This is a genomic window from Bhargavaea ullalensis (genome assembly GCF_042432615.1).
GTDB lineage: Bacteria > Bacillota > Bacilli > Bacillales_A > Planococcaceae > Bhargavaea > Bhargavaea ullalensis.
Window position 1 is genome coordinate 40,866 of record NZ_JBHLWY010000022.1, and the last position, 21,798, is coordinate 62,663.

A 21,798-nucleotide genomic window follows, 5' to 3' on the forward strand; every position below is an offset into this window, starting at 1 on the left:
CTTGAACAGACAGACAGTTAAGAGAATGGAGGAAACGACATGGCGGACATCACGAAAGACCAGGTGAAGCACGTGGCCAATCTCGCGCGGCTTGCAATCACCGAGGAAGAGGCCGACTATTATGCCGAAAAGCTCGGCGCGATCATTGAATTCGCCGAACAGCTGAACGAAGTCGACACGGAGGGCGTCGCGCCGACGACCCACCCGGTGCCGCTCATCAATGTGCTGCGCGAAGACAAGCCGGTTCCCGGGCTTGACCGTGATCTCATGATGAAAAACGTACCCGAACATGAAGACGGCATGGTCAAAGTGCCATCGATCCTGGACTGACGCACTGAGGAGGAGAAACAGATGACCCTATTCAACAAATCCGCGAAGGAGCTCCAGTCGCTGATACATAACAAAGAACTGTCCGCCGCGGAACTGACGGCGGAATCGTTCCGGCGCATCGGAGCGGTCGACGGCGACGTCAAGGCGTTCCTCGCCCTGGACGAAGAACGGGCGACGGCGCGTGCAAAAGAGCTTGACGAAACGCCTGCGGAAAACCGCGGCCCGCTCCACGGCCTGCCGATCGGCGTGAAGGACAACATCGTGACGGAAGGGCTCGAGACGACCTGCGCCAGCCGCATGCTCGGCGGGTTCGATCCGATCTACAACGCGACGGCGGCCACGAAGCTTGACCAGGCCGGCCTCATCACCGTCGGCAAGCTGAACATGGACGAATTCGCAATGGGCGGTTCGACCGAGAACTCCTTCTATAAAAAGACGGCCAACCCCTGGAACCTGGAATATGTTCCGGGCGGCTCGTCGGGCGGCTCGGCCGCAGCCGTCGCAGCGGGCGAAGTGCCATTCTCGCTCGGCTCCGACACGGGCGGTTCGATCCGCCAGCCGGCAGCCTACTGCGGCGTGGTCGGCATGAAGCCGACATACGGCCGTGTGTCCCGCTACGGCCTTGTGGCATTCGCTTCATCCCTCGACCAGATCGGCCCGGTCACACGCACGGTCGAGGACAACGCATTCCTCCTGTCCGCCGTTTCCGGCCATGATCCGTACGACTCCACTTCGTTTGACGTGGAAGTTCCGGATTTCGCCGCGGCGCTCACCGGCGACGTCAAAGGTCTGAAGATCGGCATCGCGTCCGAGTATCTCGGCGAAGGCGTCGGCGAGGCATCGAAGAACGCGGTCCGCGAAGCTGCCCGCGTGCTGGAGTCGCTCGGTGCGGAAGTGTCCGAAGTGTCGCTGCCGAACACGAAATACGCGCTTCCTGCATATTACCTGCTCAGCTCGTCTGAAGCATCGTCGAACCTGGCCCGCTTTGACGGCATCCGTTACGGGTTCCGTGCGGATGATGTCCGTACACTTGAAGACTTGTACAAAAACACGCGTGCCGAAGGGTTCGGCGACGAAGTGAAAACCCGGATCATGCTCGGCACGTTCGCGCTCAGCTCCGGCTTTTACGACGCGTACTATAAAAAAGCGCAGAAAGTCCGCACGCTCGTCCAGGGGGACTTCATGAATGCGTTTGAAGACTATGACGTCATCATCGGACCGACGACGCCGACACCGGCATTCAAGCTCGGCACGCAGATCGACGACCCGCTCACGATGTACGCAAACGACATCCTGACGATCCCCGTCAACCTGGCGGGCGTCCCGGCGATCTCCGTTCCATGCGGCTTCACTGAAGGCCTGCCGCTCGGCCTGCAGATCATCGGCCGCCACTTTGACGAGTCGACGGTATACCGCGTGGCCCATGCGTTTGAACAGGCGACGGACCACCACAAGCGGATGCCGGAAATCCGGGAGGTGCAAGCATGACGAACTTTGAAACCGTCATCGGACTTGAAGTCCACGTTGAACTGAAAACCGATTCGAAGATCTTTTCCCCGGCGCCTGCGCATTTCGGTGCCGGCCCGAACACCAATACACATGTGATCGACCTTGGGTATCCGGGCGTCCTTCCTGTTCTCAACAAGCGGGCCGTGGAATTTGGCATGAAGGCGGCCATGGCACTGAACTGCCAGATCAACCAGGAAACGAAGTTCGACCGAAAGAACTACTTTTATCCGGACAATCCGAAAGCCTATCAGATTTCCCAGTTCGACAAGCCGATCGGCGAGCACGGCTGGATTGAAATCGAAGTTGAAGGCAAGAAAAAACGCATCGGCATCACGCGCCTTCATCTTGAAGAAGATGCCGGCAAGCTGAACCACACCGACAAGGGCTACTCGCTCGTCGATTACAACCGCCAGGGGACGCCGCTCATTGAGATCGTGTCCGAGCCGGATATCCGCACGCCGGAAGAGGCATATGCGTATTTGGAGAAGCTCAAGTCCATCATCCAGTACACCGGCGTGTCCGATGTGAAGATGGAGGAAGGCTCGCTCCGCTGCGATGCGAACATCTCCCTGCGCCCATATGGCCAGGAAGAATTCGGCACGAAAGCCGAGCTGAAAAACCTGAACTCGTTCAACTTCGTCCGCAGAGGGTTGGAGCATGAACAAAAGCGCCAGGCGGAAGTGCTGCTTTCCGGCGGCATCATCGAGCAGGAGACCCGGCGCTTCGACGAATCCACCGGCAAGACGATCCTCATGCGCGTCAAGGAAGGCTCCGACGACTACCGGTATTTCCCGGAACCGGATCTGACCGACCTCTCCATCGACGACGAATGGATGGAGCGCGTCCGTGCCGAAATCCCGGAACTTCCGGACGCCCGGAAAGAGCGCTATGTGAACGATCTCGGCCTTCCGCCGTACGACGCGATGGTCCTGACGCTCACGAAGGACATGTCCGACTTCTTCGACGCGACGGTCGGGGCTGGAGCGGACGCGAAGCTTGCATCCAACTGGCTCATGGGCGAAGTATCGGCTTATCTGAACACGAACCAGAAGGAACTCGGGGAGACCGGTTTGACTCCGGAAAATCTCGCCGGCATGATCGCCCTGATCGAGAAGGGGACCATCTCCTCGAAGATCGCGAAGAAAGTATTCAAGGAACTGGCCGACAACGGCGGAGATCCGGAGAAGATCGTCAAGGAGAAGGGCCTCGTCCAGATTTCCGACGAAGGCGAACTCCTGAAGGTCGTCACCGACATCCTCGACAAAAACGAGCAGTCGATCGAAGACTTCAAAGCCGGGAAGGACCGTGCCATCGGCTTCCTCGTCGGCCAGGTCATGAAAGCGACGAAAGGCCAGGCCAACCCGCCGCTCGTCAACAAACTCATCAACGAAGAAATCCGGAAACGCTGATTCCGGAATAACGGCCGCCCTCGGGCGGTCTTTTTGTGTGGGAGAAGACGGTTCTTGATCAGGTGAGGGGTTGAGTCGTACGGATCGGGCGCCGAGTCGTACGGATCGAGGGTTGAACCGTACGGATGCGGGGTTGAGTCGTACGGGTGGAGGCGGTCGCGGGTGAGTCGTACGGCTGGAGGCGGTCGCGGGTGAGTCGGACGGATCGGGCGCCGAGTCGTACGGATCGAGGGGTGAGCCGTACGGATCCGGGGCTGAGTCGTACGGATGGAGGCGGTCGGGGTTGAGTCGTACGAATCGGGCGCCGAGTCGTACGGAACGAGGGTTGAACCGTACGGATGCGGGGTTGAGTCGTACGGATGGAGGCGGTCGCGGGTGAGCCGGACGGATCGGGCGCCGAGTCGTACGGATTGAGGGTTGAACCGTACGGATCCGGTGTTGAGTCGTACGGATGGAGGCGGTCGCGGGTGAGTCGGACGGATCGGGCGCCGAGTCGTACGGATCGAGGGTTGAACCGTACGGATCCGGGGTTGAGTCGTACGGATGGAGGCGGTCGCGGGTGAGTCGGACGGATCGGGCGCCGAGTCGTACGGATCGAGGGTTGAACCGTACGGATCCGGGGTTGAGTCGTACGGATGGAGGCGGTCGCGAGTGAGTCGTACGGATCGGGCTCCGAGTCGTACGGATTGAGGGTTGAACCGTACGGATCCGGGGCTGAGTCGTACGGATGGAGGCAGTCGGGGTTGAGTCGTACGGATCGGGCCCCGAGTCGTACGGATCGAGGGCTGAACCGTACGGATCCGAGGTTGAGTCGTACGGATGGAGGCGGTCGCGAGTGAGTCGTACGGATCGGGCCCCGAGTCGTACGGATGGTGGCTGTCATGAGTGAGACGTACGGATCGGGCGCCGAGTCGTACGGATCGAGGGCTGAACCGTACGGATCCGGGGCTGAGTCGTACGGATGGAGGCGGTCGCGGGTGAGTCGTACGGATCGGGCTCCGAGTCGTACGGATCGAGGGTTGAACCGTACGGATCCGGGGCTGAGTCGTACGGATGGAGGCGGTCGCGGGTGAGTCGGACGGATCGGGCGCCGAGTCGTACGGATCGAGGGTTGAACCGTACGGATCCGGGGTTGAACCGGACGGATGGTCGTCCCGTCTGCTGCCCACAATGGATAAAAGCGGGTGGATTATCCGACAGATGAACCTGGGCGGTGAAGGGGATACGCCGGCGGCCTTTTAAATCCGGTGACTTTCCGCCCCCCTGCGGCAGGATTAAAAACAGGCCATCCCGCTCAGTTTAAATCATGGCGGAAAGTGAATACACAGGGTGATACATAGGAAAGGGGAAATGACCATGAGCAAATGGAAGATATTGATGGCAGGCGGCCTGTTGGCGGCGCTGCTGGCCGGCTGCGGCGATAAGGATGCAGGGACGGCGGACGATCCGGCGAAAGAGGATCCGGCTGTGACCGACGAACAGACAACGGATGAAGGAACCGGTGAAACGGATGCAACGGACGAAGGAACTGAGACGGACGCGGCAGTCGACGGCGCCGAGGAAGTGAATGTTCCGCTCAAAGACGCAGACGGGGCAGAGGTGGCGAACGCCGTCCTCAGCGAAAACGAAGATGGGACCGTTCATGTGGATCTGGCGGTCAAGAACCTCCCTCCCGGCAAGCATGCGTTCCATATCCACGAAAAAGGAATGTGTGAGGCACCGGACTTCGAATCGGCCGGCGGGCATTACAATCCGGAAGACAAGGAACACGGGAAAGACAGTGAGAACGGCAGCCATGCCGGTGACTTCGACAACATCGAAGTCGGTGAAGACGGCACCGCCAATGTGCAGTTTGACACCGACCAGGTCACTCTGAAAGAAGGCGAGGACAACAGTGTCTTTACCGACGAAGGCACGGCCCTCGTCATCCACGCGGACGAAGACGACTACAAGTCCCAGCCGTCCGGCGACGCGGGCGACCGCATCGCCTGCGGGGTCATCGAAAAATAAATCCGGCAAATCGGACTGCAGAGGAAAGCGAATCCCGCTTTCCTCTGCAGTCCTTCTATTTGCCTAACGCTTTGGCAATCCGTACAATTTAGGCAGGAGGGGATGCAGATGAAGACGGAACAGCAGTATTTTGAAGAGGGGATTCCGCTCGGGAAGTACCTGGACGGCATGGAGACCCACAAAGAAAACAGCCGGAAGGTGTATGAAGGATTCAAACTGCCGCAGGGCGATGAGTTCATCGAACTGCTCAAGGAGAAGAAGCCGCATATCCTCGTGATTACGGAGGACTGGTGCGGGGACGCAATGATGAACAATCCGATCTTGCTTCATATTGCGGAGGCGGCGGATCTTGAGGCGCGGGTTGTGTACCGGGATGCGGACACAGAATTGATCGACCGCTGGCTGACAAACGGCGGCCGCTCGATCCCGGTGTATCTGCTTTTGGATGAAGCCGGTGAGGTGCTGGTTAAATGGGGACCCCGTGCGCCGCAGCTCCAGGAATTTGTCATGGAACAGAAAAATTCCCTTCCGCCGAAGGAAGATCCTTCGTTTGAAGAAAAGCAAAAGAGTATGTACGCTTCCATGATGGAGCAGAATACGACGAACGGTGATTTCTGGCTATGGGTGTATGAAGACATCCGCAAGACGTTCATGGCGGCGCTGCAGAAGCAGGACTGACCGTCGGGGCCCTGGCGGATCCGTGCGTGAGATTTCTGATCCGGCAAGGAATGGATCCGGCGCGGCGGTGCACGGCCTTTCTTGAACGGGCATTCCGGGTTGCACATCCGGGCAGTCAGGAATAAGATGGAGAGCAGGGGGAGCCGGAAATGTGTCGGCTCCTTTTCGCGGGGCAGCGGAACATCCGCGGCTCCGGGGCGTCATATGAGTTAACAGAGAATTTTGCAAAGCGAGAGGACAGTCCAGATGAAACGTGCACGGATCATTTATAACCCGACATCGGGGCGGGAAATTTTTCGGAAGCATCTGCCGGAGGTGCTGGTTCGTCTTGAAGAGGCGGGATATGAGACGTCTTGTCATGCGACGACGTGCGAAGGGGATGCGACCGAGGCGGCAAGGGCCGCAGTTGAGCGGAAGTTTGACACGGTGATCGCGGTTGGCGGCGACGGGACGCTGAACGAGGTGGTTGCGGGGATCAGCGGCTACGATGAGGCACAGCGGCCGGTCGTCGGGCTCATTCCGACCGGGACGACAAATGATTTTGCCCGGGCCGTGCATATTCCGCGTGACATCGACGAGGCGCTTGATATCATCATTGCCGGGGAGACGATCCCGGTCGATGTCGGGGTGGTCAATGACCGTCATTTCATCAACATCGCGGGCGGCGGCAAGATCACCGAGCTGACGTATGAAGTGCCGAGCAAGCTGAAGACGGTGCTCGGCCAGCTTGCCTACTATTTGAAGGGGATCGAGATGCTGCCGTCAATCCGGGCGTCCCAGCTCCGGGTGGAGTACGACGGGGAAGTGTTCGACGATGAGGCGATGCTGTTCCTCGTCGGGTTGACGAACTCAGTCGGCGGGTTCGAGAAGCTCGCGCCAGACGCCAGCATCAACGACGGGAAGTTCAGCATGTTCATCCTGAAGAAGTGCAACATTGCGGAGTTCATCCGCGTTGTGTCGCTGGCGCTGCGCGGTGAGCATATGAACGATCCACTCGTTATTTCTGCCAAACCGTCAAAGATCATCGTGTCTTCCGATGAAAAGGTCCAGCTGAACCTGGATGGTGAGTTCGGCGGGCTCCTGCCGGCCGAGTTCACGAACCTGCCAAGGCATATCCGCATGTTCGTGCCGCTTGAACGCATTCCGGAAAAAGACCGGACGCAGGCGGCGGACCTGTTGATGGGAACCGAATAAATTCCGGATGCGCTCCCGTTTGGGGGCGTTTTTTTATTGTCCGGCGGATGCAGGGAGCGGCGATGGCACTTGTCGGTCTGTGTCGATAACAGGGGAAAGGAGTCGGATTGTGAGAAAGCTCACAGATTCTTCACCGAAGTTGTGCCCTTGGCCGGTAATGAATGTGAAGAATGCCGGTTTGATAAGGTTTTCCTTTTTCATCCACTTTCAAAGCTTTGTCTGAATGCTCACCGGATTGTCAACGCACGGGGAGCCGGTTTCAGGTAGGTTTAAGACAGACAAAAGTTGAAAGGAGAGATCGTGATGAAGAGATCAACGGGACTGACTTTTGGGGCTCTGTTTCTGGGGGCACTGCTCATCATCGGCTTCTTGGGAATCCGGCTGTCTTCGGAGATGTCGGCTGCCGGCCAAGACGCTGCTCAGGACAACGAAACGTCGGAGGATCCGGGCAATGCCGCAGAGATCGCCTATAATCCGCCCTCGATGGAAGACGTGCCCGACGGACCTGACGGCGACGCGATCAAACGGGGCTTTGAGCTGGTGAACAATACATCCGAAGTTCTTTGGAGCGAAGCGGCAACTGCGGAGGACGGCCGTGAGCGGGTGAATGGATTGAGCTGCACGAGCTGTCATGCGGGGGCGGGGCTTGAGAAGGACTCCTCGTCGCTTGTCGGAATGACGGCCGCCTATCCAATGTACATTGGCCGTTCAGGACAGATCGTCACGATCGAAGAGCGCATCAACGGCTGCATGGTCCGGAGCATGGATGGTGAGAAATTTGCCGAAGATGACGAGGATCTTGATGCGATGGTCGCTTACTTCAAGTACATTTCCGAAGGCGTGCCGGTCGGTGCCGAAATGCCGTGGCGCCACACAAACAGCATGGACAACATGCCGGTGCCGAACGTGGAGGACGGCGAATTGCTTTATCAGCAGTCCTGCATCGCCTGTCATGCGGAAGACGGGTCGGGCATCGGTTCGAACTCGGGTCCCGCTCTCTGGGGAGAAGACTCGTTCAACGACGGTGCGGGCATGGGCCGGATTACGAAAATGGCCGGCTACATCCAGAACAATATGCCAAAAGGCGGCGAGGGAACTTTGTCTGATCAGGAGTCCGCAGACCTGGCCGCCTACGTGCTGATGCATGACCGTCCGGAGTGGAAAGGCCACGACAAAGACTGGCCGAATGGCGGGCGTCCGAATGACATCATTACAAATGAACTCCGTGAGCAAATCCGGAACGGAACGGTCGACTGGGAAGAAGTATTGAGGAAGGCGGAGAAATAAACTTGCGGCAGACTGCGCCTGTGAGCAGTCTGTTGTGTTTTGCCATTTAGTTAAAGGGTAGAGAGGGGATGAGCATACATAGGGAAAGGAAAGAAAGTGAATGCAGAGAACGACGGGAATTACACTTATCTTCCTGCTTGTCGTGTCGCTGGCGACCATCGGTTTTCTTGGCATCCGTCTTGGGCAGGACAAGCAGGAGGCCGACGGGTCGGCGGAGACGTCAGGCGATCAAGAGGAAACGGCCGGAGAATCCGGCGTGAAGAGCGCATCGTTCCAGCCGCCGTCGATGGACGACCTTCCGGAGGGTCCGCACGGTGAAGTGATCCAGCATGGATATGATCTGGTGAATATGACTTCGACGGAACTGAGGAAGGAAGCCGCCTCTGCGGAAGAGGGAGAAGCGAAAGTGAACGGGCTCAGCTGCGCGAGCTGCCATGCCGGTGCGGGGCTTGAGAAGAGTTCCATGTCTCTCGTGGGAACGACGGTGACTTATCCGCGTTACAATGAACGGGCCGATGCCGTCATGACGATTGAAGACCGGATCAACGGCTGCATGGTCCGCAGTATGAACGGCGAGGAGTTCGAAACAGGTGACGAAGACCTGCAGGCGATCGTCGCGTACATGGCTTACATCTCTGAAGGAATGCCGGAAGGCGGCGAGCTGGAATGGAAGAAACCCGTTGCCATGAAGGATGTTCCGGTTCCGGATGCGGACGCGGGAGAGGAGCTGTTCAAGCAGTCCTGCATCGCATGCCATGCGGCTGACGGCGGGGGCACCGGAGAAATCTCGGGTCCTGCCTTGTGGGGCAGCGAATCGTTCAATGATGGTGCAGGCCTGTCCCGGCATGACAAGATGGCCGGCTTCATCCACGATTTCATGCCGAAGACGGATCCCGGCTCCCTGACCGAGCAGGAGGCGAGCGACCTGGCGGCATTCATCCTCATGCAGGACCGTCCGGAATGGGGCGGCAAGGACAAAGACTGGCCAAAAGGCGGCCGGCCGAACGACCTTATCGACAAGGAAAAGCGCGAGCAGCTGAAAAATGGCGAGGTGAGCTGGGAGGAAGTCGTGAAAAAAGAAAAGTGATGGTTGAGAACGGGCTGTGCGGCTTCACCGCAGCCCGTTTTTTACGTTTACGGCTATAAGTCGGCGGGTGTTTCCCGGCGACTTCGGACACTCGTCACCCGGCAACTCAAAAGAGGCAGTGCCCGCGGAATTCCCGGGCACTGCCTCTCCTTCATTTGTATTGCGGTCAAAGCGCGTCCAGCGCCATGTCCTGTTTGCCCGCTAGTTCGGGAATGTGGTCGACCGGCGTCCAGTGAAGGATCAGTGACTTTCCGCGGTCCTTGCCGCTTCCGGTGACGGTGTGGCCCCACTCCTCCGGTCCATTGCCGGTGTAGGCAAGATGGAAAATGTTTCGTTCGTATTTACGGTCGCGGTGTCTCGGGAAAAATGTGTTTTTTGCCAGTTTGCCGACGAGGACGAGATCGTGTTTTGAAATGCCCGTCTCTTCCTCAATCTCCCGGTAAAGGGCGTCCATCAGCAGTTCTCCGCGATCAATCGTCCCGCCGGGCACTTGTGCGCCGGACTCGGGATGGTTCTTCTCGGTATAAACGAGCAGCTGCTGGTCCGGCCCTTCTCCGCGTGTGATATATGCCAGTACTTTTCTTCTGAGTTCCATGGCCGGCACCTCCTGTATAGTTGATTCTTTCAGTATACCAAATGGTCCGAACATTCTCAATACCGGTGTCAAAATTCCGTCACTGGACATCCACGGATTTGTCATGCCGTTTCCACCATTCCGTCATGATTACGCGTTAGCGGACATCCGCCCCGGGGTATAATAGTGGCAGATGCAAAGGAGGAGCGCCGATGTACAAGAAACAGGAACGGTGGCTGATGTGGCTCGCGTTCATCGTGGGCGCCATCATGCTGCTGTCAATTGTCGGCAGGATCTTCGGCGGATGACGCCGGAACTGCCAGTATATATACCCGTCCTTGAGGACTTGAAAACACACTCACATGCGTTCCACTTTTGAAGGAGGGAAACCTGCATGGGCAATGAAGAAGCCGTGTTTTTTTCACGGGCACTCACCGAGCTGACGCTGAGCTTCCATATCATCTATGCGACGATCGGTGTCGGCGTCCCGCTCATGATCATGATTGCACAATGGGTGGGCATCAAGAAAAACGATGAACATTACATCCTGCTCGCACGCCGGTGGGCACGCGGGTTTGTCATTACGGTGGCCGTCGGTGTCGTGACGGGGACCGCGATCGGTCTTCAGCTCTCGCTTTTATGGCCGAACTTTATGGAACTCGCCGGGCAGGTCATCGCACTGCCGCTCTTCATGGAGACGTTCGCGTTCTTCTTTGAAGCGATTTTCCTCGGAATTTACCTGTACACCTGGGACCGGTTCGACAACCAGAAAAAGCACCTGTTGCTGCTTGTCCCGGTTGCGCTCGGCGCGTCGTTCTCGGCTGTGTTCATCACGATCGTGAACGCGTTCATGAACGCACCGCAAGGATTCGACATTGTCGACGGAAAGCTCATCAACATCCAGCCGATCCTCGCCATGTTCAACCCGGCGATGCCGACGAAAGTGGCGCACGTCGTGGTGACGGCCTACATGACCTCGGCATTTGTCCTGGCCGCGATTGCCGCATTCCGGCTTTTGAAGGGCTCGGATCACATTTATCACAAAAAGGCCCTGCACCTGACTGTCAAGCTCGGCCTCGTCTTCTCGCTCGGGGCACTCCTCATCGGCGACCTATCCGGCAAGTACCTGGCCGAATATCAGCCGGAGAAGCTGGCCGCCGCAGAGTGGCACTTTGAAACCGAAGGGGAAGCCCCGCTCATGCTGTACGGGGTGCTCGACGGGGAAGAAGTGAAGTATGCGATTAAAATTCCATTCGCACTGAGCATCCTGGCACACTCCAACCCGAAAGCGGAAGTCACCGGTCTGAACGAATTTCCGGATGATGAAATCCCGCCGCTTTACATTCATTACTTGTTTGACACGATGGTCTCGATCGGGATGCTCATGATCGCCGTTTCCGGCCTGTACTGGCTCGGCAGCCGCCTCGGCTGGGCGTTTGTCCGCTCGCGCTGGTTCCGCTGGCTCATCGTCGCCGGAGGCCCGCTCTCGGTGCTCGCCATTGAAGCGGGCTGGTGGTATGCGGAAGTCGGCCGCCAACCGTGGATTCTTCGGGGCATCATGAAGACGCCGGAAGGAGCGACAACAAGCGGGCAGGTTGATCTGATGCTGTACTTGTTCGCGCTTCTCTATCTGGTCCTCGGCGTCGGCAGCGTCGTCGTACTCCGCAGAATGTTCCGCCGCAACCCGGTCGAGCGTGAAATCGCGGACCGTGAAGCAGAGCGGATTGCAGAGGAAAAAGCGAAAGGGGTTGATCCGTCATGACCCTGGAGATCCTCGGTATTTCGGTGCTCTGGACGTTCCTGTTCGGTTACCTGATCGTCGCTTCAATCGACTTCGGGGCGGGCTTCTTCAACGCCTACAGCGTGCTCACCGGCAAAGAGCGCATCCTGACGAACGTCATCCAGCGCTACCTGTCCCCGGTCTGGGAAGTGACGAACGTGTTCCTCGTGTTCTTCTTCGTCGGCATGGTCGGCTTCTTCCCGTCCTCTGCGTTCTACTACGGGACGACGCTGCTCGTGCCGGCGAGCCTGGCGATCATCCTGCTCGCCATCCGCGGCTCGTACTATGCGTTTGAAACGTACGGCGCCCGCGGACATAAAGGTTATTCATTCATGTACGGTGCGGCCGGGCTCCTGCTGCCGGCCTCGATGTCGATCGTGCTCACGATTTCCGAAGGCGGCTTTGTCGACCTCGTCGACGGTAATCCGGTGCTGGATTACCATGCGCTGTTCACGAGTCCGCTCACCTGGTCGATCGTCGTCCTGAGCCTCGCCGCCGTGCTGTATATATCCGCCGTGTTCCTCACCTGGTACGCCAATAAAGCCGGCGACCGGGAAGCGACCGACCTGCTCCGGAAGTACGCGCTCATCTGGTCACTGCCGACGATCATCACCGCCGGCGGCATCATCTGGGAGCTGCGTGCGCATAACCCGGAACACTACGCGCGCCTGCTCGACTTCGGATGGATGTTCGCCGTCTCGGCTCTTCTGTTTGCCGGCACGGTCTGGCTGCTCTGGAAGCGCCGCAACTACGGGCTCGCCTTCTGGATGCTGTTCGGCCAGTTCGCGTTCGCCTTCTACGGCTACGGCTTCTCGCACTATCCGTACCTGCTGTACCCGCACCTGACGATCTACGACAGCTTTACGAACCCGGCGATGGCGACCGCGCTCGTCGTGGCATTCATCCTCGGCCTCTGCCTGCTCATCCCGTCGCTTTACCTGCTGCTGCGCATGTTCCTGTTCAACAAAGACTACGTAAAAGGCAAAAAGAGCGACGAGCACGCCTGAAGGAAATGAAGGAGGAACCTAAATGAACGATTTTCTCATCTTCTACGCCCCGTTCATCGTCCTGATCGGCGTGATCTTAGTGGCCTTTATCGTGGCGCCATTTGATGACGCGGTGACGAAAGGACCGAAGGAACGGAAGAAAAAATAAAGGCGAAGCGAACCGCCCCGGTGATTGTGCCGGGGCGGTTTTTGGGTGTGCGGGTGTGCGGAAAGTCGGACTCTTAAAGAGCGGAATCGGACTCTTAGCGAGGAGAATCGGTCTCTTAAAGAGTGGAATCGGACTCTTAGCAGCGAGAATCGGTCTCTTAGGCGTTTAGCGGGGCAAAAGTCTTGGGAGTGGTTCCTGCCGGGATGGGGGTGTCTTTCGACGCATGCCGTTATTCCTGAACTTCCAGCTCTTTCAATTTGGTATGATTAAAGCTGCGGCAGGAAAAGGAAATTTCGTGCGGGCATCAGGTTTGTCTGCTTGTTTTGAATCGGAGAGTGGAATGATGAAGAAAAAGAGTGTATCGGTCAATCTGCTGTTGCTGGTGATGATCTTTTTGGCTGCTTGCAACAGTCCGGAAAGCGGGAGCGGCATTGATCCGGCAGATGAGTTTGAGGACTATAAGACAGAAGGAATCGAACCGCTTTATGAGCGATCGTGGAAGCTTGCTGAAATGGGCGGGCATTTTAATTCCATGATCGCCGAAACGGAAAACGCCCGAACCTATATTATGGATGAGATGATTCCATATGCTGAAGAAACAAAGGAACTCGCGGAGAGTTTGCAGGATGAGCTGGTTACTAAAGAAATTCAAGATGTAAATAAAGTCACGATCGATCAACTGGATTTGACGATTGAGTCGTTCCACAAACAAGCGGAATTTTTAGAACTCCATATTCATCCTGTCAGCGATGAATCCTACGCCAAGTCCGAAGAAGTGTATGCTGAAGTCATGGAACTGCAAGAACAAATCGATGAAAAAACAGCTGAGTATGATACAAAAGTTAAGGAACTTGAATCTAAATATGGGTCTTGAAGTGAAACGGCTGGGAAAAATTTAATGGGAAACTGCAGAGGGAAGGCTGATCATGGATAAACAATCTTCATACATGAAATTAACTCTCATGGTGTTATTGATAGGATTACTCGCTGCCTGCAACAGTGGCAACGAAGCAGAATCAAAGAATATCAGTGTGGAAAAAGAATTTGATGAATATAGAGAGAATGTCCTCGAGCCTCTGGATGAGCGATCATTCAAGTTCGCAGAAATGTTCAACCACTCTGCATCCATCATCGATCAACCTGAGGAAGCCCACCGCTATCTGAAGGAAGAAGTAATTCCGTTTATGGAAGAAACCAAGAAAATCGCTTCTGAAGCCCGTGATGGACTGGTGAATGAAGAGATTAGGGAACTGAACGAGACGACTATCAAGTATGTGGATCTGAATCTCGCTTCACTTCATAAGACCACGGAGTTATCGGCACTCGAACTTGAATCGGTAACCGAAGAAACGTACCATAAAGCTGAAAAACTGAATGAGGAAAACATGGAGCTTCAAGAGAAGATTGATCAAACCGGAGCGGAAATGGACCGGCAAATTGACGAACTCTCCGGCGAACAGTGAAGCGGGACAAATTTGAGGTGACGTTTTATTGCGGTATATAATTGTTTTCTTGATCGGATTTCTAATCACTTTTTTTAGCGACTTTTTTAATCAATATAATATCCTTTTTAATTTACTTGCCAGAACCGTCTTCGCGTTGTTTTTTGTCATGATTATTTGGTTGGTGCAAAAAAAATAAAGGGTGGTACACAGCCCTACCCGTACTATTAGACCTTGCCTAAATATATGACGCAGTGACCGAGCCCTCAGTCACTGCGTCTTTTTCTGCTTCCGTGGAACCAGTGAACCTCTGTCCGTAGAAGCACAACTCCGAGCTTAAACCCATTTCAATTTAATTGCCGTCACATCTGCTCTGCTTTCCTCCGCTTTTCTGGTAAAATGAAGGCAACAGACATACGACGGAGGAACTCATCCATGACTTATGCAGTCCAGCAGAACGACCGGCTCACCGCCGAAGTCGTTGACCTCACACACGACGGGGCGGGGGTCGCGAAAATCGACGGCTATCCGCTCTTCATTCCCGGTGCCCTGCCGGGAGAGACCGTCGAATTCAAAGTGACAAAAACACTCAAGAAATACGGCTTCGGCAAGCTCCTGAACATCATTGAAGCATCCGAAGAACGGGCCGAGCCGCCTTGCCCTGTGTTCCCGGAGTGCGGCGGCTGTCAGATCCAGCATTTGTCGTATGAAGGCCAGCTCGAGCGGAAGCGCAAGATGGTCCGCGACGTGATGGACCGGATCGCCAAATTGCCGGAGGTCCCGGTTCATCCGGTGAAGGGGATGGAACACCCTTGGCGCTACCGCAATAAATCACAGATCCCGTTCGCCGAGCGGGACGGAAAGGTCGTAGCCGGATTCTTCCGGAGCGGGACGCACTCGATCATGGACACCGAAACGTGCCTCATCCAGTCAACCGAGGCGGATGTCGTCATGCGCACGATCAAGCATGGCCTCCATGAACTCGGCATCAAGGCGTACGACGAGAACAAGGACAAAGGCTTCCTTCGCCACGTTGTCATCCGCACAGGGAAGGCGACCGGGGAAACGATGGTCGTCCTCGTCACGCGCAAGAGCAAGTTCCCGCAGAAAGACGCCGTCGTCTCGCTCATTCAGGGCGTGCTGCCGGACGTGACGTCGATCATCCAGAACGTCAACGACCGGAAAACGAACGTCATCATGGGCGATGAAACGATCGTGCTCCACGGCCCCGAAGTCATCACCGACGAAATCGGCGGCGTCCGGTTCGAAATCTCCGCACGCTCGTTTTATCAGATCAACCCGGACCAGACCGAAGTGCTCTATTCCCAGGCGCTCGAATACGCGAATCTCACAGGCGATGAGTCCGTCATCGACGCCTACTGCGGCATCGGCACAATCTCCCTCTTCCTCGCGAAGAAAGCGAAGGAAGTGTACGGGGTGGAAATCGTTCCGCAGGCAATTGAAGACGCAAAGCGCAACGCCGAACTCAACGGCTTTACGAACACACACTTTGAAGCAGGCGCCGCCGAAGACGTCATCCCGCGCTGGTACAAAGACGGCAAGCGATTCGACGTCCTCGTCGTCGACCCGCCGAGAAAAGGCTGCGACGAGCACCTGCTCCGTACCATCCTCGAATACCGGCCGAAGCGCATCGTCTACGTCAGCTGCAACCCGGCAACCTTGGCCCGCGACCTGCGGATTCTGGAAGACGGCGGGTACAAGACGAAAGAAGTTCAGCCGGTGGATATGTTCCCGCAATCGAGTCATGTGGAAGCCGTTGCGTTGATAGAATTGAAGTGAATAGTGAAATGAATTCTATGCCCCCGGACGAACAGCACGGGGGTCTTTGTGAATTTGTGCAAAGTGATTTTTTTAACCCAAACAATCTTACTGATAATAAGGCGTCCACTGGCGCCAATAATTATTGGCGGCGGCAACCGTTTGGAAGTGGACGGCGATGACTTGGGAGACGTTGATCAGACTGTCGGGGTTGGTGGAGTAGGCGGGCCGCAGTACTTTCCGAACTTCTTCCGATGGCTGTGTGACGGTGACCCCTTTTTGTGCAAGCATCACCGCTAACGCAAATCCTTCCTCGGGCGTCTGGGTGATCAGCGAATGCACCGACTGACTCGGCATGCCGTTCACTTCCTTTATTCGTTTGGTCTCCCTATACATATGCCGGGGATGTTGGGTTGTCACAAGGCAGAAAAAGTTGAAGGGGCATTTGATCCCCTTCAACTTTTTTTATTCCGTCTCCGGGAAAAAGGCCTGCGCCGTCTGGACGTCCACAAGCGACGGACCGACGGTGTTCAGTGCTTTTTCCATCACCGACTCGAGTTCCTCGGCCGACTCCGGACGGAATGCTTGCCATCCGCATGATTTGGCCAGACGGACAAAGTCCGGATTGGTCAGATCGGTTCCGACCCCTTTCGCACCGAGCACTTTGAGTTTGTCGGCTTCCATCTGCAAGGATTCGTTGTTCAATACGACGACGGTGATGTCGAGCTTGTAGCGGGTGGCGGTCAGGAGGTCGGCGAGGACCATCTGCAGCCCGCCGTCTCCCACAATCGCCACAACCTGTTTTTCGGGGTTCGCCAGTTTCGCCGCCATCGCTCCGGGGAGCCCGAAGCCCATCGTCCGCCAGTAGCCGGAGAAGATGAACGTCTGGTCGGTTTGCCGGAAGTTGCGGTTTGTCCAGACGGTGTTGTCTCCGGTGTCGAGTGAGACGATCGCATCCCGGGCGACGGTGCGGTCAAGCGCACGGATGATACGTGAAGGGTGAACGGGGAATCCGCCCGTATGGCCTTCGTCCTCGTTTTGACGATCCCATTTCTCTTTGACTTTTTTGCAGCGGTTCACCCAGCCTTGGGAAGGGGAGAAGCCGGAAAGACCTTCGATTAAAAGGGACATCACTTCTTCCGTTTTGCCGGTGATCCCGACATCCACTGGAAGGTTCTTATCGATCTGATCGAAATGGCGATCAATCTGGATCACCCGGGCTCCTTCAGGGACATAACCTTCAGGCCACCAAGTCGTCCCCGCAAGCAGAACCGCATCGGCTTCTTTGAACAGGGCGGCGGCATGCGGGTTTCCGCCTTCGCCGATTCCCTGGAGCATGAGCGGGAATTCTTCTTCAACCAGTCCTTTTCCGCCAAGGCTGGCCAGGATGCCGGCGCCCCAGAGCTCTGCCAGTTCCTTGAGATCTCCGGCAGCGTCGGCGGCTCCGGACCCGGCCAAGATCATCGGCCGCTGTGCGGATTTCATGATATCCGCAGCTTTCTGAAGGCTCTCCTTCGTAAATACGGAAGCCCCTTCAATCACTTCCGGCAACTGGCGCGGTTCGGCTTCTGATTGCGCCATGAACAGATCCTTCGGCACGGACAGATGGGTGACTGCCCGCTGGTTGAGCGCGGTGCCCACTGCTTTTTCCAGAAGGTCCAGTGCCGTGTCGGGGCTCGCCACATTCGCCGAATAAGCGGCAAACGGCTTCATAAGATCCTGCTGGTTGATGAATTGCGGGACCGTCTTCCCGATTTTATCGGTGGGGGCCTGTCCGGTGAGCGCGAGGACGGGCGCACGGTCGGCATGGGCATCACCGAGCCCGTTCAAAAGATTCGTTGCACCGGGTCCCATCGTCGCCGTGCACACACCGAGTCCCCCGGTCAGCTTCGCCTCGGCCGATGCCATGAACGCAGCCGTCGATTCATGTTTGCAGGCGATAAATTGAATCTGTTCCTGCCTCGCCAAAGCATCGATGAGGCCGAAGCTGGCGTCGCCCACCACGCCGTAAATTCGTTTTACCCCGTAAAGAGACAGTTGATCCAGCATCAGTTCCGCCACGTTTTTTGCCTGATTCGTCATTTGCGCAATCCTCCCCGGTTATTCTGGTTGCTATCATTAAGTCTTCCACCAATAAATGACGGGCAAACTATCCGGGCATTCGCTTGACTTTATTCGCCCGCTCACCGGCACAAATCCCATTAAGTCCCCGTATGCTAAAGCAGTTACGGGGAAAAGAGGGGATGGGAAGAGTGTTTGCTGATGAATCGCTGTGCAGGGAATTTGCACAAATTCTCAATGGCTCTGGCAAGCAGGAAAACGGGACATGTTCGGTATCTCTTCACCGGACTTTCGGTGCAACCGTTCAGGGGAAGAAAAGCACGCAAGTCATGCCCGCGGGTGTTTCGTTTGAATCTCTGGATCAGCGCGGGAATGCACTGAACCTGGCGGAGGTCGCCGTTCTTCAGGAAGAAATCCCGGCGTTCATCCAAGCACTGTCGCAGTACGGGCTCATCATCAGTGCGGTCCATAATCACTGGCTCTTCACCAAGCCGCTGATCATGTATGTGCATGTTCAATCAGTCGAACCGCCTCTTGATTTTGCAAGGAAAATGGCTTATGCGTTTCAGTTCTTGAGCAGTGCTCCAGTCCGGGGAAATGAATAAATCCGCTTAGCGCCATTCACCGCCCCCTTTGGCCGGCAGGCAATTTTATACACCTGATTTGTTAAATTCATTTAAGATATAATGGACTCAATGCTTCAAAGTGAGAGGAATGGAATGAGCAATGAACGAAAACTTTTGGCAAGACCTGCCGCGTCCGTTTTTTGTGCTGGCTCCGATGGAAGACGTGACGGATGTGGTGTTCCGGCATGTCGTCGCACAAGCCGGGCGTCCGGACGTGTTTTTCACGGAGTTCACGAACTCGGACAGCTACTGTCATCCGGAAGGCATTAAAAGTGTGCACGGCCGGCTGCTGTTCACGGAGGATGAGCAGCCGATGGTCGCGCATATTTGGGGGGACAAGCCCGAGTATTTCCGTCAAATGAGCTTCGGCATGGCGGAGCGAGGATTCAAGGGCATCGACATCAACATGGGCTGCCCGGTTCCGAACGTGGCCGAGCGCGGCAAGGGGAGCGGTCTGATCCTGCATCCTGAGACCGCAGCAGAATTGATCCAGGCGGCGAAAGCGGGCGGGCTTCCCGTCAGTGTGAAGACACGGCTCGGCTTTGAAGAGATCGGCGAGTGGGAAGAATGGCTGACCCATGTGCTGAAGCAGGACATCGCCAACTTGTCGATTCATCTAAGAACGCGGAAGGAAATGAGCCAGGTCGACGCGCACTGGGATTTGATTCCCGAGATCAAGAAACTTCGGGACCGCGTGGCGCCGGACACGCTGCTGACGATCAACGGGGACATCCCCGACCGCAAGACCGGCCTGGAACTCGTGGAGAAATACGGAGTGGACGGTGTCATGATCGGCCGCGGCATCTTCAAGAATCCGTTCGCCTTTGAAAAAGAACCGAAGGAGCACAGCAGCCAGGAGCTTCTGGACCTTCTCCGGCTTCATCTGGACCTTCACGACCAATACATCGAAGACATCCGCCGGCCGATCACCGGGCTGCACCGGTTCTTCAAGATTTATGTGAAAGGGTTCCACGGGGCGGGCGAGCTCAGAAACCGGTTGATGAATACGAAATCGACAAATGAAGCGAGGGCACTGCTGGATGCATTCGAACAGAATGCGGACGGATTTGATGCAAGGTAATTTCATTCTTTTTTCAGGACGGATCCCGGGAACGGGGTTCGTTTTTTATGAAAGGAGGCTGCCGGTTTGGAGACAGTATCAGAGAAAGTGAAAGCGGAGTCAATCCGGTCGTTCGAATCGACCATCAGAAAAACCGAAAGAGCCTTTGAGGGAATGGCACGAAAAGGAGCGAATACCAAGTTGATTGAAAAGAGGCTCAGTGCCATGCGGATCGGCCTCGCTGTGCTGGAAAACGCCTGGTATCAGAGGCCGGTTCAGTATTCCAGTGAAGAATTGGCCGATTCCCATAAGACGCTTGCAGGGTTATTGCCGTCTGTTGAAGAAATTTATGAAAAGTCGAAGGAAGGCAGTCCGCAAAGAACACTGCTGGAAAGAAGGATCCGCTCCATTGAACTGGCGCTCGGGGCGATGGACGTCCAGATAGCGAACAACCATTGAAGATTTCATAAACAGACAGATTCACCGGGGGGAAGCACATGTACAAGGAAATTATCAATCAATACTGCGAAGCAATGAAGGCGAACGGACATTTTAGCGGGGCGCTGGCTGTCCGGCACAAAGGGGAAGTGCTGCTTAGCAGAGGGTATGGGATGGCGGATCGGGGGTTCGGCATTTCCAATACAGATAAGACGAAATTTCGTATCGGCTCGCTGTCGAAGCCGTTTACGGCCATGGCGGTATTGCAGTTGGAGGAGAGGGGGAGGCTCGCGCTGGAGGATCCGGTCAACCGTTTTATCGACGGGATTCCGGGCGGTGAGAGAATCACGATCCATCATCTGCTCTGCCACATGAGCGGGCTGGCGGACTTTGCTTCGCAGCCAGACTACTGGATGACCACGATGCGCCTGCCCGCCACGCTTGAGGAAACCGTCGGCCGGATCAAGGCGCTGCCGCCGGAATTTGCCCCCGGCAGCGCCGTGGAGTACACAAACTCCGGCTATGCGGTACTGGCGGCGATCATAGAGAAGGCTTCCGGACTGGAGTTCGCTGACTTTCTGCAGCGTAATATTCTCGGCCCGCTTGGCATGGAGCATACCGGAAACGACGACGGTAGGAAGCTCATTCCGGATTATGCCGCCGGCTATACAGTGGACCGGGACATCCGGAGAGCGGAGTTCATCGACATGTCGGTGGCGGCCGGGGCTTACGGCATGTATTCGTCGGTTTCGGATCTCCTCCTCTGGGACCGGGCGCTGGGTGACAATTCCATTATCGGGCCGCGTGGACGAGAGAAGATGTTCACTCTCCACAACGAGATGTGCGGCTATGACTGGTTTTATTCGAAGGAAATACGGAACCGGAAGGAGCGCGTGAAGTGGGAGCACTTCGGTGACGTGAACGGCTTCGTTTCGCATTATCTCCGGGTTCCGGAAGAGGAGCTGTCGGTCGTCGTGCTGAGCAATTTCAACCTGACACCGGCCGACCGGATCGCGCGGGATCTGGCCGCAATCGTCTTGGACGGAGAACAGCCTGATGTCGAAGAAGCGCAGGAAATCCGGCTTGACGAAGATCTTCTGGCCGGGCTGGCCGGACGTTACCGGAATGAACAAGGCGAACTGAACCTGTTTTCGGAAGGAAACCGGCTGTTCGCGGCGCTCCCGAAAATGTACGGTGTCGTGTACAACTGCGAAATCATCGGAACAGAGGAGGTTGGCGGCAAGGTGAGCCTGCGGGGAAAACAAGCGGATGACCGCTTCACCGTCCGGATGGAAGAGGAAACCCTGATCCACCGTGACCCGTGGGGAAGAGAAACAACATACCGCAAGGAATAAATTTACAGGGGGAAGCGGGTCAGG

Annotated in this window: 21 protein-coding genes; 18 read left to right on the top strand and 3 right to left on the bottom strand. The window is 56.4% G+C overall.

Features of this window, described 5'->3' with window-relative positions; all coding sequences use genetic code 11:
• Nucleotides 1-39 precede the first annotated feature (39 nt).
• The 8 genes from gatC to ACFFIY_RS06045 all read left to right on the top strand — a co-directional run bounded on the left by gatC (nucleotide 40) and on the right by ACFFIY_RS06045 (nucleotide 9,504).
• Nucleotides 40-330, top strand: a complete 291-nt coding sequence (gene gatC, locus ACFFIY_RS06010) for an Asp-tRNA(Asn)/Glu-tRNA(Gln) amidotransferase subunit GatC (protein WP_354196863.1) — start codon at nucleotides 40-42, stop codon at nucleotides 328-330.
• Between the two features lie 21 nt (nucleotides 331-351).
• Nucleotides 352-1,818, top strand: a complete 1,467-nt coding sequence (gene gatA, locus ACFFIY_RS06015; RefSeq protein WP_354196865.1) for an Asp-tRNA(Asn)/Glu-tRNA(Gln) amidotransferase subunit GatA — start codon at nucleotides 352-354, stop codon at nucleotides 1,816-1,818.
• On the top strand, nucleotides 1,815-3,248 hold the full coding sequence (gene gatB, locus ACFFIY_RS06020) for an Asp-tRNA(Asn)/Glu-tRNA(Gln) amidotransferase subunit GatB (protein ID WP_354196867.1): 1,434 nt from the start codon (nucleotides 1,815-1,817) through the stop codon (nucleotides 3,246-3,248). The genes gatA and gatB overlap by 4 nt, the downstream gene beginning before the upstream one ends.
• 1,356 nt (nucleotides 3,249-4,604) lie before the next feature.
• Nucleotides 4,605-5,258, top strand: a complete 654-nt coding sequence (locus ACFFIY_RS06025) for a superoxide dismutase family protein (protein WP_354196868.1) — start codon at nucleotides 4,605-4,607, stop codon at nucleotides 5,256-5,258.
• A 108-nt stretch (nucleotides 5,259-5,366) separates the two neighbouring features.
• Nucleotides 5,367-5,936: a thioredoxin family protein gene (locus ACFFIY_RS06030; protein WP_354196870.1), complete on the top strand. Its 570-nt coding sequence runs from the start codon at nucleotides 5,367-5,369 to the stop codon at nucleotides 5,934-5,936.
• Between the two features lie 246 nt (nucleotides 5,937-6,182).
• Complete coding sequence (locus ACFFIY_RS06035) at nucleotides 6,183-7,130, top strand: diacylglycerol kinase (protein WP_354196872.1); 948 nt, start codon at nucleotides 6,183-6,185, stop codon at nucleotides 7,128-7,130.
• A gap of 303 nt (nucleotides 7,131-7,433) precedes the next feature.
• Complete coding sequence (locus ACFFIY_RS06040) at nucleotides 7,434-8,417, top strand: c-type cytochrome (RefSeq protein ID WP_354196874.1); 984 nt, start codon at nucleotides 7,434-7,436, stop codon at nucleotides 8,415-8,417.
• Between the two features lie 100 nt (nucleotides 8,418-8,517).
• Complete coding sequence (locus ACFFIY_RS06045) at nucleotides 8,518-9,504, top strand: c-type cytochrome (protein ID WP_354196876.1); 987 nt, start codon at nucleotides 8,518-8,520, stop codon at nucleotides 9,502-9,504.
• A gap of 166 nt (nucleotides 9,505-9,670) precedes the next feature.
• Here the strand turns inward: ACFFIY_RS06045 and ACFFIY_RS06050 are convergent, their stop codons facing one another.
• The gene (locus ACFFIY_RS06050) at nucleotides 9,671-10,099 is read right to left on the bottom strand and encodes an NUDIX hydrolase (protein WP_354196878.1); all 429 of its coding nucleotides are present in this window, start codon (nucleotides 10,097-10,099) and stop codon (nucleotides 9,671-9,673) included.
• Between the two features lie 373 nt (nucleotides 10,100-10,472).
• Here ACFFIY_RS06050 and ACFFIY_RS06055 point away from each other — a divergent pair, with 373 nt between their 5' ends.
• From ACFFIY_RS06055 to rlmD, 6 genes are all read left to right on the top strand, one after another.
• Nucleotides 10,473-11,840 carry a cytochrome ubiquinol oxidase subunit I gene (locus tag ACFFIY_RS06055; protein WP_354196880.1) on the top strand — a complete coding sequence of 456 codons (1,368 nt, stop codon included), beginning with the start codon at nucleotides 10,473-10,475 and terminating at the stop codon, nucleotides 11,838-11,840.
• Nucleotides 11,837-12,865 (top strand): cytochrome d ubiquinol oxidase subunit II, encoded by a 1,029-nt coding sequence (locus tag ACFFIY_RS06060; protein WP_354196882.1) that lies wholly within the window; start codon nucleotides 11,837-11,839, stop codon nucleotides 12,863-12,865. Before ACFFIY_RS06055 ends, ACFFIY_RS06060 begins: the two co-directional genes overlap by 4 nt.
• Before the next feature lie 22 nt (nucleotides 12,866-12,887).
• Nucleotides 12,888-13,013, top strand: coding sequence for a cytochrome bd oxidase small subunit CydS family protein (gene cydS / locus ACFFIY_RS06065; protein WP_354196884.1), 126 nt, complete (start codon nucleotides 12,888-12,890; stop codon nucleotides 13,011-13,013).
• 223 nt (nucleotides 13,014-13,236) lie between these two features.
• Nucleotides 13,237-13,887 carry a hypothetical protein gene (locus tag ACFFIY_RS06070; RefSeq protein WP_354196886.1) on the top strand — a complete coding sequence of 217 codons (651 nt, stop codon included), beginning with the start codon at nucleotides 13,237-13,239 and terminating at the stop codon, nucleotides 13,885-13,887.
• A gap of 52 nt (nucleotides 13,888-13,939) precedes the next feature.
• Nucleotides 13,940-14,476 carry a hypothetical protein gene (locus ACFFIY_RS06075; protein WP_354196888.1) on the top strand — a complete coding sequence of 179 codons (537 nt, stop codon included), beginning with the start codon at nucleotides 13,940-13,942 and terminating at the stop codon, nucleotides 14,474-14,476.
• 414 nt (nucleotides 14,477-14,890) lie between these two features.
• The gene (gene rlmD / locus ACFFIY_RS06080) at nucleotides 14,891-16,255 is read left to right on the top strand and encodes a 23S rRNA (uracil(1939)-C(5))-methyltransferase RlmD (RefSeq protein ID WP_354196889.1); all 1,365 of its coding nucleotides are present in this window, start codon (nucleotides 14,891-14,893) and stop codon (nucleotides 16,253-16,255) included.
• Between the two features lie 87 nt (nucleotides 16,256-16,342).
• Here the strand turns inward: rlmD and ACFFIY_RS06085 are convergent, their stop codons facing one another.
• Both ACFFIY_RS06085 and ACFFIY_RS06090 read right to left on the bottom strand, forming a co-directional pair.
• Nucleotides 16,343-16,591 carry a hexameric tyrosine-coordinated heme protein gene (locus tag ACFFIY_RS06085; protein WP_354196891.1) on the bottom strand — a complete coding sequence of 83 codons (249 nt, stop codon included), beginning with the start codon at nucleotides 16,589-16,591 and terminating at the stop codon, nucleotides 16,343-16,345.
• Between the two features lie 108 nt (nucleotides 16,592-16,699).
• A complete protein-coding gene (locus ACFFIY_RS06090) occupies nucleotides 16,700-18,316 on the bottom strand; it encodes a thiamine pyrophosphate-binding protein (RefSeq protein ID WP_354196893.1) in 1,617 nt (538 codons plus the stop codon).
• Nucleotides 18,317-18,477: 161 nt separating this feature from the next.
• Here ACFFIY_RS06090 and ACFFIY_RS06095 point away from each other — a divergent pair, with 161 nt between their 5' ends.
• The 4 genes from ACFFIY_RS06095 (at nucleotide 18,478) to ACFFIY_RS06110 (ending at nucleotide 21,774) form a co-directional block, all read left to right on the top strand.
• Complete coding sequence (locus ACFFIY_RS06095; RefSeq protein ID WP_354196947.1) at nucleotides 18,478-18,900, top strand: DUF1259 domain-containing protein; 423 nt, start codon at nucleotides 18,478-18,480, stop codon at nucleotides 18,898-18,900.
• 121 nt (nucleotides 18,901-19,021) lie between these two features.
• Complete coding sequence (locus ACFFIY_RS06100; protein WP_354196895.1) at nucleotides 19,022-20,002, top strand: tRNA dihydrouridine synthase; 981 nt, start codon at nucleotides 19,022-19,024, stop codon at nucleotides 20,000-20,002.
• Between the two features lie 66 nt (nucleotides 20,003-20,068).
• Nucleotides 20,069-20,440, top strand: a complete 372-nt coding sequence (locus ACFFIY_RS06105; RefSeq protein ID WP_354196897.1) for a hypothetical protein — start codon at nucleotides 20,069-20,071, stop codon at nucleotides 20,438-20,440.
• A gap of 38 nt (nucleotides 20,441-20,478) precedes the next feature.
• Entirely contained in the window at nucleotides 20,479-21,774 is a 1,296-nt protein-coding gene (locus ACFFIY_RS06110) for a serine hydrolase domain-containing protein (RefSeq protein ID WP_354196899.1), read from the top strand.
• Nucleotides 21,775-21,798: the final 24 nt, after the last annotated feature.